Raw genomic sequence first — 14165 nt, 5'->3', positions numbered from 1 at the left:
CTTTTCCTAATATTTAGTATTTTATAAATACCAAGTGAAGAAACATTTACCTGTCCGACCTCCCCTTTAGTTTACATCGCAGCTTACCCACAATGATACGTTTGGAACATCTGGAACATTTGTAACACTTGTCACATTTGAAACATTTGAAACATTTGTCACTATTATATTTATATAACTAAAATCAATCATTCCGAATATTTTAGGTAATATATAACACATATGTTTTATGAAAGAAAAATAAGACTTCATTCACAAATATATCTATATATATATTAATTTTGTAATTGTTCACAATAATTACTAAAGTAGAGACTTTCTATGTCACAAACAAAAAAGTTATTTATGTGTTTAATCAGTTTAATTTTTTTAGTTGTTTTAGCAATACCTAGTTTAACCTCAGCAGCAATTTTAGACACTAATGAACTTTCTAAAGATGAAGTTGATGCATTGCTTTCTGATAGTGCATTTTACCAATCTGAAAAAAATGTACGTCCTGCAACAGATGCAGAATTCCGTCAAATTGCCGATAAAGTAATGGAAAAAAGAATCGAAAATCCAAATGCAAAAGTAGATGTAAAAGAAATTTTATCTGAATTAAATTTAGAGGATATTGGTTACATAGAAGAAGATAATTTTAATAATAGTGCGATAATAAGTCCAAGATTTTTGGCTGTTGGTTCAGTTGGTTTTAGTAATTATAAACGGACAACATCTAGTTTCGAAGCTCGTGCTCACGTAAATAATTCAATCCCTTTTACGACTATTGATCAAATTTGGTTATTTCAAAGGATACTCAATCCTACCAGGTGCTACAGGAAATGTACTTCAATTCAATCAATATTTAAGGTTCCTTATGGAATAACTAAAGTTACAAGTTTGAAAAGTGTACCTCATTTCGGATATCATGCAAGGATGGAAATTTCTGCAGTAGTATATGATGGGGGGAAATCAACAACTGTATCTAATCGAGCAATAAGTAACCCCGATGGTACCTTCTCTCAGTAAAACATAGTAAAATAAAAAAACATCCATATAGGATGTTTTTTTATAATTGCTCTTTAATAAATTAATATTTTGGAGGTATTATTGTGTTTTATAAAACGGATTCTAAACTAAAAGATAGCTATTTTGTTATCATTCACCCAGCAACCTATTTATTTATTACAACTTTGGGATTGATAGGTATTATTACTTTATTAAAAAATAGAAAGAATAGATCTTATAATGATCAACATGTTACATCATCAAAAATTCTTTCCCAGTCCGAAGTAGAGGCATTACTTATGGAATCTGAATAACAATAATTAATCAATTTAATAATGATTATTAATTGCTTTTCGATCTTTTCCTAAATAAATAAATGAAAGGGTGATCTATCACCCTTTCATTTATTTATCATCATATCTAAAACTCGTTCTCGCACCCTCTGTACGCTTGTATGGCTCATATTTAGCTTAGCACCAATCCAACGGAAAGGCATGCCTTCTAACAACCAGAAAAGTACTTCTTGCTCTATGTCGCCAGTTACCTTGTCAGTTAAATTTTGTATCATTAGCAATTCGTCTTTGATTTTGTTAATGCGAACCTCTCGCGAAGCTCTGATTTGGACATGTGCATGTACTGGATCACTTGTTCCTCCAACAGCTTTTGGCATTGTTGCTTCAATTCCGTATTGTGCTGTAGATGCAGCAGCCGTTAAAGAATCAAGCTCATCCTTCATTCTCATGTATTTACACATGTTGTCATGATACTTCTTGATTGCCTTATCCAACTGATAACGATTTAATTTTATTTGCTCTTGTTTGCCCATTAGGTTTGCCCTCCTAAGTTGTGGTATAATGTCTTATCTGACCAACCGTAAAAGGGCATGAACCAATTCTGAGCTGTAGCGTGTGACGACGCTGTGGCTTCTTTTATGTTACAATTTACATAAAATACATAATGAGGTAATTGTATGGAGTTATTAAAAGCTTTTGCATTTGGTGGATTAAGCGTGCTATCTATCATATTGCCAGTATTAATGTTAATGGTTGTTGTAATTGGTTGTATCGTTGTTTTCTCGTCAATTTTTGAAAAACTACTCCCAAAAATAATTTATAAACCTCTTTTAGTTTGTGTGGTTCTAGTTGGTTTTTATATCTGGGCTGTGCCCATGGATATGGGATTTCGTGAATTTTTTAGAGCGATGTTTTAATCGCTCTATTTTCGTTTAATCCTCATATTGTTCACTTACCTAATATTGCTCTCACCTTATTAGGTGTTTCTACTACAATATTATGTCTTGATATATAGGATCACATTTGTTTATAGATTTTCTTTTGATATTTTTCCCACTTAACAATCCACATTTTTCTTTTATTTGTAGATATTGATCAATTAGACTAGAGAGTGTAACCGAATACTACATACTATGAAAATATAATCTGCAGATTATTCATCTTTAGTTATGAGGAGGTGAATATTACATGCCTTTAACAACTGGCCCAATTGAAAACACAGGAAATCAACCCGCTAATGCCGCTAGCGTTCGTATCAAAGTTCTCAATCTCACTGGAGGTTTACTAACTGGAGTAGTAAGAGTATTTAGACTTAACGGTACAAGACAATTATTATCAACAACTCCTTTTGCCGCTAATGCCAATGCTTCTACTTTTGTAACTCCAAGTGTAGCTAGCTCAGCTCAGTACGAAGTTGAAATTGTTCCTAATCAAACAGGCGGATTATACAGCGTTTACGGGCGAACAGCTTCAGGTGTAATCATCGCTGCCCAACGATTTGTGAACTCAGAATTAACTCCGATTCTATAATTTTATAAACAGATTTTAACTGTTAAAATCGCGGAAGCCTTATACTCAGTTATAAGGCTTTTCGTATTTTATCAATTCCCTTTCTGCACAATATCTTTCAACTAACCACTTTCTGTTCACCTAGTAATCCACCAATCCTTTGCTTAATCCGCCCAGACATTTCTAGGACCATAGCAATCAATGCCGCGCTTACTTGGCTAGTACAAAGCCTTTGAACTATCTTATTTATTGGACAGCCAAGATTCCAAAGAGTGATGAATATTTCAATCTGTTTTGTTGTAAATTCAAACTTAACCTTGTCGTGAGCTTCTCCAGTAAACAAAATGTATTTTTTCGGCTTTCTGTTCATCATTACACCTCCAACGCTTCCAGATAATGCAGTGTATAACCATCCTTTGACTTAACCTCTATACACTCATTCTCGAATGTTTCCCAGGCAATAGATTTTCTACCGCCGTTTTAAGCACTCCGAAAGGTAAGAGATATGTTCCGCCAAACTTCTTCATACTCACCAACAGAAAGACTTATAGCGCCTTTTTTGTGCCATGATTCTAGTAGCCTGTATTGGTGATGTGATAAATTTTGCAATGGGAAACTAGTTCCTGAAGTCTCTTTAGCATCAAAAGCAATGGCTCGCCCTTTACTTTTAGTGATTTGTACTGGCGTAGGTACTTTACGAATATCTGCTACACCAGTATTTCGGTATTTAGTGTTAACCATATCGATTATACGCTCGAATGTTACTCCTCGATTGGCGTATGATCTGTTTTTAACTGCCATTTTTCCTCCTGTTATCTCTCTAAGAAGTCTGCTGATAAAACAACCTAATGCCGTTCTATCAGCAGCGTGTATTTGGTTAAATTAAGCTTCCATCAATCAACAGCAATTCTGGTTGATCACTCTGTAATTGCTCCAGGATTTCATTCAAAGGAACCAACTCACCATCCTCGCCTTTTGCTTGGCTAAACTTAACGATTGCATAATCTCTTTCGATTTCATCAAACTCTAAATCACCTTCGTCATCAGCTACCCACTCAACATACTTTTCTTTCGCTTGTTCCTCATTTTCAGCCAAAATTAATGCGATATACGGGTTGTAAAAATCAAAGAATTTCATATTATTTTTCCTCCTCTAATCTTCCAGTTTAAATAGGCTGTAATCTATTATTTACTTCACTTTTCGAACGTCTTTGATAAACACCTGACATATAGAATCGAATCGTTTCAGGCTTCACACCATGTTCTTCTGCAATATCATTCACCGTTACTATTTTCTCGCTCGCATATTAAATCAATGATGCGTTTCTATAAAGTTTATGCACACTCATTTGAAAAAGATGAAGTACACTCATCTAATCTTATGGATGAGATTATCAATCTGAGTTCATTTGAAGAATCTGAGGAAATTAGAAAATGATGAATTTGGGGTACACGTTTTTCTCTCCACTCCCCCATTAAACTAACTTCTTTAACTAACAACTAAGCTGATTACTTTAAACGTTGATATATCAATGTTTTCGAACAAAAAAACACTCGCATTATAAGCGAGTGTTTCATAATTTTTAGGATAACCATTTCGGAGGTGTGTTTTTTTCCCAATAGATATCCCCTAAATTATTGTGTGCCATAAAGTCGTCCTCAGCACTGTGGTAGTGGAAGTTGTAAAAATAACCGTCTTGTGGTCTTTTTTCTGTGCGGACATGGAAGCGAATTAAATCCATGCCTGTTTCATTGTTGGTAATATTAAAAATTTTCTCACCATAGTTACCACTTGGCTTTTCTGAAATTGTTAATGATGCTAAAGACGTATCGTCTAAACCTTCAACTGTCATTGCAATAGCTTCCTCCATTTTCGGGAAAATAATGGAGTCAAACTCATTGCTAATTTTTGGACCGATTTTTGTGCCGAATTTAATATAGGATTGCTCTTTTGCTGCATCAACAAGCAACGCACTATAGTCAACCGGTTGTATTTCAGTTTGTTCTATCGGAAGAGCATTCGCTTCTGCAGAGCTTGTCCCTGATGGCCCGATAGAAGCACGATTTGATGGATTTTGATCAAACGCTTCCCATATTTCATGTGTTGGCGTAATTAATCCAAATGTTAAAAACGCAACCATTATGACGATACTTTTTTGAACCCATTTCTTCATTAATTAACACCTTCTCTTTATGTACAAATTGGTAATTCTATTACTTATATATACGTACAAGCCTATAAAAGGTTCCATATTTCTATATTTCATTGTACAATATTTATGTATAAAGTAAAAACTTCACATCCTGTGAAAACGCTTGTATGACCATCGTCCTGTTGCCCAAGATTAATTGGGCATTTACTGGCAGTATGCGGGATAAATGTGTCGTTTTGGTAAAAGGAGGTACAAAACATGGAAATCGCAATGGGTATTGGACTTTTATTAATGTTAGGTTATTTATCATCTTTATGCTTCACGAACTAATTTTATTATTTTGCATATGTACCCTATTAAGCCCTCAAAAGCCTGTGAAATTTCAGTCTTTTGAGGTTTTTCATTTTTCTTTACAATGCATATTAACGCAAAATAATGCACAGAGTTGAGGCTGTGTTGGGGCAAATCGGGGCTAATAAAATACTAATTGGCGGTGAGATTGTGAAGAATTGTACTTATACTAACTAAACATAATAATCTAATTCAAGGAAATAAGTTAAATTCAAAATGATACCTACAGTAAAATTGCTTACTACTAATTAAGGAAAATAAACTAATATGATAAATAATCAACTCCATTTAAGGGTGGATTTATATGCCTAAAATTGACAATATACTAGCAATTCTATGGATGCTTAATTCAAATGAAAAAATTACTGCAAAACAAATTTCGGAAAAGTTAGAAATAAACATAAGGACTGTGTATCGTTATATTGATACACTTTCAACAAGTGGTGTACCTATAATTTCAGAAACAGGCCATAATGGTGGATACACTTTATTGAACAATTTTATTGAGGCTCCTCTTTTTTTTGATTTTGAGGAGCAAACTTCACTAGTTCACGCTGCTATTTTTGCAGAAGAAGCTGGATATTATGGAGGTGAAGCACTAAATAGGGCTATTTCAAAGCTAAGTAAATATTCAAATCAAGAACAGGAAACAAAGATAAACCAACGTTTAACCAATCTTGAAGTAATAAATCGATTAAGTTCCTTCTCTACAGAGCCTTACTTGAAAGACTTGGAGCAGGCAGTAGCTGACGAAAACTCTGTAAAAATTCTATATCTTAAAAATGGGGAAAAACAATCAACATATAGATTAGTTGATCCGTACAGAATTATTTATTGGAATAATAATTGGTATGTGATTGGATTTTGTCATCTTAGGAATGATATCCGTAGCTTTAGAGTAGATCGAATTAAAAGCTTAATGCTAACTGAAAATAAGTTTAACCGACCAGAAAATTTTTCAGCACATGACTTTTTTATGGACAATCTCCTTCCAACTATAGAAGATAAAGAAGAGATTATCCCTTTGGTTATTAATGGGAATACAAGGGCATTGGAGGATATTTGCCAACATTGGTTTTTTGGACATTATTTACAAGAACGGACTTCAACTCAAGCAGTATTTCTTCTTAATAATGATATGATACATACATATGTACCTCATTTACTTTTGCCGTACGGTAAATCTATTCAAATTATTGGGCCAATAAGTCTTAAGCAAAGACTTACTGAAGTTCTGTCGGAATTAATAACATTTCATCAAGTATGATAACTTCACTGACGTTAACTGTCAGGGAAGTTATCTTATAATAGGCTATATTAATTGTGATTGGAGTGTTATTGAATGCAACCAAAAAAAGTTTATCTGTATGTATTTAATACAATGTCAGACTGGGAATATGGATATTTAATTGCTGAACTAAATTCCGGAAGATATTTCAAAAAAGATTTAGAACCTTTAAAAGTAGTTACAGTAGGAGCTAATAAAGAAATGATTACTACGATGGGAGGACTGAGCATACAACCAGATATTTCCCTTGATGAATGTACACTTGAGAGTAAAGATCTCTTAATCTTACCTGGAGGGACTACTTGGAGAGAAGATATTCATCAACCTATCTTAAAAAAAATTGGCGAAGCTTTAAAGCTTGGTACTATTGTTGCTGCAATTTGCGGTGCAACCGAGGCTCTTGCGAATATGGGATACTTAGATTCTAGAAAACACACAAGCAATGACTTAGAGTATATTAAAATGGTCTGTCCTAATTATAAAGGAGAAAAATTTTATGAGATGAGATCTGCAGTATCTGGTGAGAACTTGGTTACTGCATCAGGGGTGGCACCTCTGGAATTTACGATGGAAGTACTGAAAAAATTAGATGTATTTGCACCTGATACATTACACGCATGGTATAACCTAAATAAGACTCATAACGCTGAATACTTTTTCCAGTTAATAAATTCAATAAATAGATGAGCAAAAAAAATCAACTTAGCAGTTTTATATTATAAATAATTAATTTATATTATTTTGCATATGTACCCTATTAAGCCCTCAAAAGTCTGTGAAATTTCAGTCTTTTGGGGTCTTTACAATGCATATTAACGCAAAATAATGCACAAAGCCCGATTATTGAATAAGAAAAAAATCCTGCATATCAACACAGGATTTTTAATCACTCTTTATTTAAATAATAGCTTAAATGGATCTTTTATAAGCACTCATTGTTGAAGTGTATTGGAATATTTTAGGATTAACTAGTCCCTCACGTAAATCCATCATCCCTAATCGTCCCATTCTATTCAATAAAGGAATCAACCAACTACCACTTGGAGCACCTTGTAACACTTTAATTTGATCGGATGATAATTTTGAAACTTTACTAGTATCAATCGGTTCTTTTGCATTTTCTATTGCTTCTATAAAACCTTTCAAATCAGTTTTATACATATTCTCGCCAATTTGTTCAGTAAAACCTTTATATCCATAAGCTCCTTGAAGAATAGTTAACCTTATACTCCAATCTTCCATTGAAACCATTTTTAAATACACCTCTCTTCATAGTATTCCTAAATTATAAATGTGGAATATTTATAGTTCTTTCAATGGTGTTCCAAGGGTAATTTTGTGAAGTAGATCTAAACTTATATAATGCAGATGTTCCACTTGAGATTTTTAAGTCTGAATTAAAAGTTACTGTATGATAAAACGCATCTATAATTTTGTCATTATTAAAATCAATAGCAGCTTCATTAAGTTTGTAATCTCGATTTTGATATGTAATACGCTCATCATCTAACCATTGATTTTCAGTTCCATAGCCAACTTCCATAACTGCTACAGTAACAGTGCCTGAAACTGCATGAGAAGTTTGCTGCAAGCCAATATCCTCAATTTTTTGATTGCTTGTTCCAACTTGAGATATTACTTTGTCAATATAAACATTTGTTAAAGGTGGTGCTGGACCTCTTAGAACGGAACTATTTTGACTATTTTTTAATTCTTCTTTAATTTTGGCAACCTCATCTGAAGTTACTAATGTAATAGTCCAATCAGAATGGTTTGTTTTTAAATCTTTAATTAATGGATCTACTTCAACCTTACCCATTTCTATCTCTGAAGCTTCAGCTGTATTTAGCCCCAATCCAATTGTAAAATTCCAACAGCTAGTAAATATTTCCCTATATAACAACCTCTCCTTTCACATTATTTGTAACACATTATATTCATCGGACAACGAATAGTATTTTTAACATTATTTTACAAAAAAATGATTATTTATTAAATAACTTCATAACTTTATTATATCACTTCAGAAAATGTTCATTTTAAGTAGCCGCCAGATGAACAAATCTTAATGTATTATCAATATATTAGATTATTCATTTTAAGTTATTCAGTAAATGGGATTGGAAAGTAATGATTTTTGGTTATGCGAGGGTTAGTTCTGTAGATCAAAATTTAGATCGTCAATTGAAGGAGCTTGAAGCTTTTGGTTGCGAAAGAATATATACATAGAAGAAGTCAGGGAAAGATTTTTCTAGGCGGTTTATCGTGAAATGCAATCCAAAATGCGCTTTTAGCTGAAATGCCATCAGTTTTCACGATAAATTGGACAAGGGGCAGCCTCGCTTTTGCGAAGCCACCCCTTTAGTATTTAATAGGTAACATTTTTCGTAAATTGTAAAGTCTCAACCCAATCATCTGGGGAATATTATATTGAAACATGTAGTTTCATCACCGCGGTAAAATTCCACTGTGTGCTTTCTAACTTAAGCAACGCAAACCCAACCTTCTTTTGCGTCCTTGCAGCCCCAAAGCATGCGCCAGTGTGAATAAGTATCCTTAAAAACAAAAAGCAGAATTCCAGATTACGTAAATATGCCACCTAAAATAGCACGGTTCATATTATAGCATAGAGTTTTTAAAAAGTAAACATTTCATTTCATGTTACCAAGGTATAGCAGTTGAACATTCAATTTGATACCCATGTAAAGAAGACCATTTTAGTAACGAATCCCAATAATTTTCGCAAATCGCAATAATATGTTGTGGATCAGAGAGCTTCCCAGACATCACCAATTCGCATAGATCGTCAAACCCTTCAGGTTGATCGGTTAACGACAATGCTTCAGATAATACTTGTGCAGAAGTTGAGAATAATTGTTTATTGTGTAATCCCAAAATCATTGCACCTGCAGTGGCAATTTCCATCGCCAAAATCGGTAAAAATGTTTGAGGACCTCGAACTTCGATATTCTTCATTTTACCAATATACTCGTACATTTCTTCTACTAAAGTCCGACAAATCGCTTCTTTAAATATCGAGCTATCCACTGAGCTAGCTTTTGCTCTCAATTCAGTGAAAAAATTCTTCGGGTCATAAATAGGTAGAACGTTGAAAAATTGTCCATGGGTCAGCGGCCATTCTTCGTCAACTGTAGTCGCTTCTTCGATAATATGTTCCGCACTATCAAAGTTCACTTCTGCCTTCCAATCTCCTGCTGTCCATTCATAGCTAAAGTCTTCATCTAAAGCGTTTAAAATACACTTTATTTCTATATCTGAAAATGGTCCATCTGTTTTTCTGGCTAATGAACCGTAAATTCCTATAGCTTGGACCTTTGAACCATATCTTTCTAACACTTGGTTAGCAATTGAATAAGCAATTTTCATTCTTTCTTCTCTCGTTACTTTTTTCGGACCAATCATATTTATCTCTCCTTGTGAATTATTTAAATGAGATAATAATTCGCCAGGGAGGACCACGAGCTTAACGAGGAATTTTGTCTGCTGTCATGTATATAATCCCCTTTCCTTAATTAACTTTCTGCTTTCTTTTTTCCAGCAAATCCGACATTTCGTCTATATCCATTTCAAACATAACCGAGTCATGTGATAGAGGTGCAAAATAATAGGCCACTTTTTCTTCCCCATATTCTTTCTCTAACCTCAACCATTTTTCAGTTGGTAGCAAACAAAAAGCCAACGTATCTCCGCCAAGCGAATCCATGTACCAACGGATTTGATATTTTGGAGCAATAAAATCCTGAACAGCTTTCAAAGTTGTGTCCCTATCCGTTTTTTCTTCATCATAAGGGATTGCTTTCTTTACTTCATCTTTTATCAAGAAAATATCAACACACCTTGGCTTATCATTTTCAACTAGTTCAACATTTATTTTATCTTCTTCAAGTAAAAAATCGTTAAAATATTCAACAATTGAATCGTCAAAATCTTTCCAATCCACCCAGACCAATGCTTCACTATCCCAAAAGCTTTCTTCTTCCGCAAGTGGATTTTTCAAAAACAGCTCGATTTCTTCAATTACTTGCTTCATATACATCCCCCTCAAAATTCTTTCCTCTCTGCATAAATGATATTTCTAGCCCCTCTTTTCATACTAATATTACCATATTTTAAATTTTAGATAAAAAATAGAGACCCGTTCAAATGAACAAGCCTCTAAAAAACACATAATATTTATTTCATTCAACAGTCAAAACACCATAATGAAATTTCGCAGTTGCTCTTTCAAATTGTTTAAAATGATGTTTGGCAAACCATTCTGAGCGAAAATGAGCCTTTAACACTACCCGTTTTCTTGCCACTCGTTTCGCCTCACTAACCCATTCATCTGTTAATGTCACATGTTCCCCTGCTAAGCGTAATGCTTCAAAATTATTGGCTTCTTCAATAATCTCTTCGAACATTGGATCCATATAGACGACATCAAATGAATTGTCAGGCAAAGTTTTTAAATAACTAACTGCCTCTGCTTGCACCACTTCAATTTGGCGCATACATACAGTCAAAGGAAGCTCTGTCGTATCGTAGGTTTTCATCCCCTGCTCAACAATAAATGCCACATTCGGATTTGCTTCGAGCCCAACGACTCGCCCCGCTTCACCAACTGTAAAAGCCGCCAGCATAGCATCCGCAGCAAGCCCCAATGTACAATCAAGCACCGAATCTCCTTTTTTAAGCTGTGCCGCTTCTAAAAACGGCTCCGCTTCCCCACGAGCAACACGCTTTAAACGAAACGCTGCTGAATTCGGATGAAAGAAAAACGGCTCATTGGCACCAAATGCATAATACTCAAAACGATTCTTCCCAGCAACGATCACATGCGCATGCAATTCCTGAGAAATCTTCCGAACAGAGCGCTTTTTTCTTGGCTCAAACGAAGCCCCTAATTGTTCACACGCAAAAGCAGCGAGCGCCAACGATAAATCGTCTGGTCTGCCCGCTGTCGTGATAATGGTTTTTATTTCTCGCATGTTTGCTCTAAAACACCTGTTAAATGTGTAACGATTTGCTCCACAGGGAATCCTTCAATTTGCTCACGTGGAATAAAGTATGCCAATTGCCCATCCTTTAAAATCGCCATTGATGGTGAACTTGGTGGCACATCCTCAAAAAAGCTACGCATGGCTGCAGTCGCTTCAGGATCTTGACCTGCAAAAACAGTCACAAGATGATCAGGCTTAACCGCCTCCACTGCCTCACGAGCAGCCGGACGTGCCAACCCAGCCGCACAACCACAAACCGAGTTAATCACAACTAACGAAGTCCCTTTCGTCTCCGCCATAAATTCATTCACCGCGTCAGCAGTCGTAAGCTCCGTAAAACCAGCCACCACTAACTCCTCACGCATCGGCTTCACAACCTGTTTCATATATTCATCATAAGCGTTCATGCTTTTACCCTCTTTCATATGTATTCGCAAAGGTTATTATAGCAAGGATTTTCGCGAATGTACAAAGACTTGCTTTTTACCCGATTTCATGGGTTTTATTAAAAGATAATCTATAATTCTTCTAAATAAATTGTAACTTTAATGTTTCTCGGACTGTAAGTGAAAGCTCTTTCACTCACGGTCCTGTAATTATCCTTAATATTAACTACATCACCAATGTTCGGAATCAAAGCTGATAGAGAATCATTGATCTCGTAGCTCATCATTTCATCCCCGTTTTGTTCACAAAAACTTATATGAATATTTTCTAATTTACCTCTCATCTTTTACCACCACCTTCTACACTAATCATAGACTGGACATGATAAATTTCGTGATAGGATTTTGATACATTATTAAAAGCCATACTCGTTTACATGTGACTTTTTGCGCATTTGCTAATTGTTAATATAAAACAATTATGGATAATTTGATTTTCTACAAATATATTAGTAATATTTACTTAAGGTCATTAAACCCATTTTTCGCATTCATTAACAACTACATCAATACCCTAAAACAATAAAACTATTCTAGGAGGAACATTATGAAAAAATTAGCTACTACCATAATCGCAAGTTCATTATTAATCGGTGTAACAATGAGCAACCCTACACCAATAGAGGCAGCAGCGAAATCATACAAAAATTGCGCAGAATTAAATAAGGACTACAAAGGTGGGGTTGCGAAGGATGCCAATGTGAAAAATAAAGGTGGAAAAACTAAATACAAACCTTTTGTATCAGCTGAACTATATAAAGCAAATATTACGAAAGATCGCGACAAAGATGGCATTGCCTGCGAGAGATAAAGTTTGTAATACCGTAATTAATTTACCTTAGCTGAAGATACCTTGTGCTGCGGGGAACGTTTTAAAAAAATTATTGACTTTTTCCAGTTTTTTGTTCTATATTTACATTATCCATGTGCTGTTTAACAGTTAACTGTTAGGCAGCCTCTTTATTGCCAGCATGCAATACTTACTGGTACACCCTAGCTACAATAATTTGCCCACATTTCACAAAAAACCCTTATTTTCTCGATCTTGCCATCTAATATATAGATTCACTAACATTTGTAACGATAACTATTCCTATTTTCCGCTACATATTGATTCGTCATAATCAAATTCTCTTCCAATGAATCACTAGCTATATAGCCTTACATAGCGCTTGATTACTTTCCTAACATCCATCAAAAAAAACAGCCCAATTGGTTTAACAAAGCCTCCATTCCATACATCATGGTAGCCACTGCCTGCCTTATCAGGGTTTTTGGATTTAGCATACATCCATAAACCATTTTCAAAATGGCATTTTTTAAACTTTCAATTGAGTAGTAGTTTGTTATTGATTCAGATAAAACTACCAATAAAGGAGTTGTTTTGGTGTCTTCAAAAAAAGTATCTATCGGTCTTACACAATTTACAGATTTTACTTTCAAAGGCGTTACTGGTAAAACTTCAATGGTTCGACAAATAAAATATCAGGATGAATACAATCCTGCTTTTGATTACTGGAAACCTTTACGAAATGGTATCCGAAAATTTCATGAGAACAAATTTAATAACGATTTTCTGCTTTCTCTTGCTAACAATGTTTCTCAAGCTAAACAGAAAAATTATCTTGAAGCCGTAAAAGCACATTTAAAATTCATTAAAAATAAAGAAATTGAGTGGTTTGAGCCAGGTAAATCCAATTGGTTTAGCGATTATTTAACGGTTCGTTCATCACCAGAACTCGGATTAAAAATTGACGGCGTTCCATACTTAATCAAGTTATATTTCAAAGGGAAGGACGAACGTATTGATAAAAACAAATGCCGCTCATCATTAACACTATTAAATCAATCTCATTTTACCATTGAGCATTCTCCTGATATAAAACCTGCTATTTTAAACGTTCAAAAAGGACGATTAATTTCAGATGAACCCTCTACTGAAGATCATTTAATTGCACTTGAATCTGAAGCAGCACAATTTATGGTCATCTATAATAGAATTTAATCATCAAATACTTCACCTATATTGCCTTAGTCAGTTTTCAGTCATAGAAAAAGCATTCGATTTTGGCGAATGCTATGTAGACATAAGAAAAGTTTCGAAAAAGCAAGGGATTACCATTAATTAGCTGTAA

Annotated in this window: 20 protein-coding genes and 1 pseudogene; 9 read left to right on the top strand and 12 right to left on the bottom strand. The window is 34.5% G+C overall.

What is annotated here, in order from left to right; all coding sequences use genetic code 11:
• Positions 1–321 precede the first annotated feature (321 nt).
• Together MWJ95_RS04215 and MWJ95_RS04210 are read left to right on the top strand one after the other, a co-directional pair.
• Positions 322–1008, top strand: a complete 687-nt coding sequence (locus tag MWJ95_RS04215) for a hypothetical protein (protein ID WP_249104442.1) — start codon at positions 322–324, stop codon at positions 1006–1008.
• 83 nt (positions 1009–1091) lie between these two features.
• The gene (locus MWJ95_RS04210) at positions 1092–1301 is read left to right on the top strand and encodes a hypothetical protein (RefSeq protein WP_249072464.1); all 210 of its coding nucleotides are present in this window, start codon (positions 1092–1094) and stop codon (positions 1299–1301) included.
• A gap of 86 nt (positions 1302–1387) precedes the next feature.
• Here MWJ95_RS04210 and MWJ95_RS04205 read toward each other — a convergent pair whose 3' ends face one another.
• Complete coding sequence (locus MWJ95_RS04205) at positions 1388–1813, bottom strand: hypothetical protein (protein WP_249072463.1); 426 nt, start codon at positions 1811–1813, stop codon at positions 1388–1390.
• Positions 1814–1957: 144 nt separating this feature from the next.
• Here MWJ95_RS04205 and MWJ95_RS04200 point away from each other — a divergent pair, with 144 nt between their 5' ends.
• A complete protein-coding gene (locus MWJ95_RS04200; protein WP_249072462.1) occupies positions 1958–2197 on the top strand; it encodes a hypothetical protein in 240 nt (79 codons plus the stop codon).
• A 271-nt stretch (positions 2198–2468) separates the two neighbouring features.
• Positions 2469–2810 carry an ATPase gene (locus MWJ95_RS04195; RefSeq protein WP_249072461.1) on the top strand — a complete coding sequence of 114 codons (342 nt, stop codon included), beginning with the start codon at positions 2469–2471 and terminating at the stop codon, positions 2808–2810.
• 97 nt (positions 2811–2907) lie between these two features.
• Here the strand turns inward: MWJ95_RS04195 and MWJ95_RS04190 are convergent, their stop codons facing one another.
• From MWJ95_RS04190 to MWJ95_RS04175, 4 genes are all read right to left on the bottom strand, one after another.
• A complete protein-coding gene (locus MWJ95_RS04190; protein ID WP_249104440.1) occupies positions 2908–3162 on the bottom strand; it encodes a hypothetical protein in 255 nt (84 codons plus the stop codon).
• 107 nt (positions 3163–3269) lie between these two features.
• Positions 3270–3590 carry a Holliday junction resolvase RecU gene (locus MWJ95_RS04185; RefSeq protein ID WP_249072459.1) on the bottom strand — a complete coding sequence of 107 codons (321 nt, stop codon included), beginning with the start codon at positions 3588–3590 and terminating at the stop codon, positions 3270–3272.
• A 76-nt stretch (positions 3591–3666) separates the two neighbouring features.
• Entirely contained in the window at positions 3667–3927 is a 261-nt protein-coding gene (locus tag MWJ95_RS04180) for a hypothetical protein (RefSeq protein ID WP_249072458.1), read from the bottom strand.
• A 445-nt stretch (positions 3928–4372) separates the two neighbouring features.
• Entirely contained in the window at positions 4373–4963 is a 591-nt protein-coding gene (locus MWJ95_RS04175; RefSeq protein WP_249072457.1) for a YpjP family protein, read from the bottom strand.
• Positions 4964–5597: 634 nt separating this feature from the next.
• On the opposite strand from MWJ95_RS04175, the gene MWJ95_RS04170 reads away from it, so the two are divergent.
• Together MWJ95_RS04170 and MWJ95_RS04165 are read left to right on the top strand one after the other, a co-directional pair.
• Complete coding sequence (locus MWJ95_RS04170) at positions 5598–6560, top strand: helix-turn-helix transcriptional regulator (protein ID WP_249072456.1); 963 nt, start codon at positions 5598–5600, stop codon at positions 6558–6560.
• Positions 6561–6635: 75 nt separating this feature from the next.
• On the top strand, positions 6636–7268 hold the full coding sequence (locus tag MWJ95_RS04165) for a type 1 glutamine amidotransferase family protein (RefSeq protein WP_249072455.1): 633 nt from the start codon (positions 6636–6638) through the stop codon (positions 7266–7268).
• Positions 7269–7490: 222 nt separating this feature from the next.
• Here the strand turns inward: MWJ95_RS04165 and MWJ95_RS04160 are convergent, their stop codons facing one another.
• Both MWJ95_RS04160 and MWJ95_RS04155 read right to left on the bottom strand, forming a co-directional pair.
• Positions 7491–7832, bottom strand: coding sequence for a hypothetical protein (locus tag MWJ95_RS04160; RefSeq protein WP_249072454.1), 342 nt, complete (start codon positions 7830–7832; stop codon positions 7491–7493).
• A gap of 34 nt (positions 7833–7866) precedes the next feature.
• Complete coding sequence (locus tag MWJ95_RS04155; protein WP_249104438.1) at positions 7867–8484, bottom strand: DUF4879 domain-containing protein; 618 nt, start codon at positions 8482–8484, stop codon at positions 7867–7869.
• 227 nt (positions 8485–8711) lie between these two features.
• Here MWJ95_RS04155 and MWJ95_RS04150 point away from each other — a divergent pair.
• A pseudogene (locus MWJ95_RS04150) lies at positions 8712–8807 on the top strand (recombinase family protein); the annotation flags it as partial.
• Between the two features lie 435 nt (positions 8808–9242).
• Here the strand turns inward: MWJ95_RS04150 and MWJ95_RS04145 are convergent.
• From MWJ95_RS04145 to MWJ95_RS04125, 5 genes are all read right to left on the bottom strand, one after another.
• Entirely contained in the window at positions 9243–10010 is a 768-nt protein-coding gene (locus tag MWJ95_RS04145; protein WP_374110094.1) for an ANT(4')-I family aminoglycoside nucleotidyltransferase, read from the bottom strand.
• A gap of 100 nt (positions 10011–10110) precedes the next feature.
• Positions 10111–10632: a hypothetical protein gene (locus tag MWJ95_RS04140; protein ID WP_249072451.1), complete on the bottom strand. Its 522-nt coding sequence runs from the start codon at positions 10630–10632 to the stop codon at positions 10111–10113.
• Positions 10633–10780: 148 nt separating this feature from the next.
• A complete protein-coding gene (locus MWJ95_RS04135) occupies positions 10781–11572 on the bottom strand; it encodes a class I SAM-dependent methyltransferase (protein WP_249072450.1) in 792 nt (263 codons plus the stop codon).
• Positions 11560–11991: a BrxA/BrxB family bacilliredoxin gene (locus tag MWJ95_RS04130; protein WP_249072449.1), complete on the bottom strand. Its 432-nt coding sequence runs from the start codon at positions 11989–11991 to the stop codon at positions 11560–11562. The genes MWJ95_RS04135 and MWJ95_RS04130 overlap by 13 nt, the downstream gene beginning before the upstream one ends.
• Before the next feature lie 110 nt (positions 11992–12101).
• On the bottom strand, positions 12102–12314 hold the full coding sequence (locus tag MWJ95_RS04125) for a hypothetical protein (RefSeq protein WP_249072448.1): 213 nt from the start codon (positions 12312–12314) through the stop codon (positions 12102–12104).
• Between the two features lie 317 nt (positions 12315–12631).
• Between MWJ95_RS04125 and MWJ95_RS04120 the strand changes: the two genes are divergently transcribed.
• Positions 12632–12841 (top strand): excalibur calcium-binding domain-containing protein, encoded by a 210-nt coding sequence (locus MWJ95_RS04120; RefSeq protein ID WP_374110093.1) that lies wholly within the window; start codon positions 12632–12634, stop codon positions 12839–12841.
• 573 nt (positions 12842–13414) lie between these two features.
• Entirely contained in the window at positions 13415–14035 is a 621-nt protein-coding gene (locus MWJ95_RS04115; RefSeq protein ID WP_249072446.1) for a hypothetical protein, read from the top strand.
• Positions 14036–14165 lie beyond the last annotated feature (130 nt).

Source organism: Lysinibacillus sp. Bpr_S20 (assembly GCF_023337835.1).
Classification (GTDB): Bacteria; Bacillota; Bacilli; order Bacillales_A; family Planococcaceae; genus Lysinibacillus.
Note: the sequence above shows the minus strand (reverse complement) of the source record. Positions and strands in the feature narration are given on the sequence as shown.

Bases quoted from the DNA above. Each gene is read 5' to 3' on its own strand.
- MWJ95_RS04215 (WP_249104442.1), top strand. From the start codon at position 322: ATGTCACAAACAAAAAAGTTATTTATGTGTTTAATCAGTTTAATTTTT.
- MWJ95_RS04205 (WP_249072463.1), bottom strand. From the start codon at position 1,813: ATGGGCAAACAAGAGCAAATAAAATTAAATCGTTATCAGTTGGATAAG.
- MWJ95_RS04200 (WP_249072462.1), top strand. From the start codon at position 1,958: ATGGAGTTATTAAAAGCTTTTGCATTTGGTGGATTAAGCGTGCTATCT.
- MWJ95_RS04195 (WP_249072461.1), top strand. From the start codon at position 2,469: ATGCCTTTAACAACTGGCCCAATTGAAAACACAGGAAATCAACCCGCT.
- MWJ95_RS04190 (WP_249104440.1), bottom strand. From the start codon at position 3,162: ATGATGAACAGAAAGCCGAAAAAATACATTTTGTTTACTGGAGAAGCT.
- MWJ95_RS04185 (WP_249072459.1), bottom strand. From the start codon at position 3,590: ATGGCAGTTAAAAACAGATCATACGCCAATCGAGGAGTAACATTCGAG.
- MWJ95_RS04180 (WP_249072458.1), bottom strand. From the start codon at position 3,927: ATGAAATTCTTTGATTTTTACAACCCGTATATCGCATTAATTTTGGCT.
- MWJ95_RS04175 (WP_249072457.1), bottom strand. From the start codon at position 4,963: ATGAAGAAATGGGTTCAAAAAAGTATCGTCATAATGGTTGCGTTTTTA.
- MWJ95_RS04170 (WP_249072456.1), top strand. From the start codon at position 5,598: ATGCCTAAAATTGACAATATACTAGCAATTCTATGGATGCTTAATTCA.
- MWJ95_RS04165 (WP_249072455.1), top strand. From the start codon at position 6,636: ATGCAACCAAAAAAAGTTTATCTGTATGTATTTAATACAATGTCAGAC.
- MWJ95_RS04160 (WP_249072454.1), bottom strand. From the start codon at position 7,832: ATGGTTTCAATGGAAGATTGGAGTATAAGGTTAACTATTCTTCAAGGA.
- MWJ95_RS04140 (WP_249072451.1), bottom strand. From the start codon at position 10,632: ATGAAGCAAGTAATTGAAGAAATCGAGCTGTTTTTGAAAAATCCACTT.
- MWJ95_RS04135 (WP_249072450.1), bottom strand. From the start codon at position 11,572: ATGCGAGAAATAAAAACCATTATCACGACAGCGGGCAGACCAGACGAT.
- MWJ95_RS04130 (WP_249072449.1), bottom strand. From the start codon at position 11,991: ATGAACGCTTATGATGAATATATGAAACAGGTTGTGAAGCCGATGCGT.
- MWJ95_RS04125 (WP_249072448.1), bottom strand. From the start codon at position 12,314: ATGAGAGGTAAATTAGAAAATATTCATATAAGTTTTTGTGAACAAAAC.
- MWJ95_RS04120 (WP_374110093.1), top strand. From the start codon at position 12,632: ATGAGCAACCCTACACCAATAGAGGCAGCAGCGAAATCATACAAAAAT.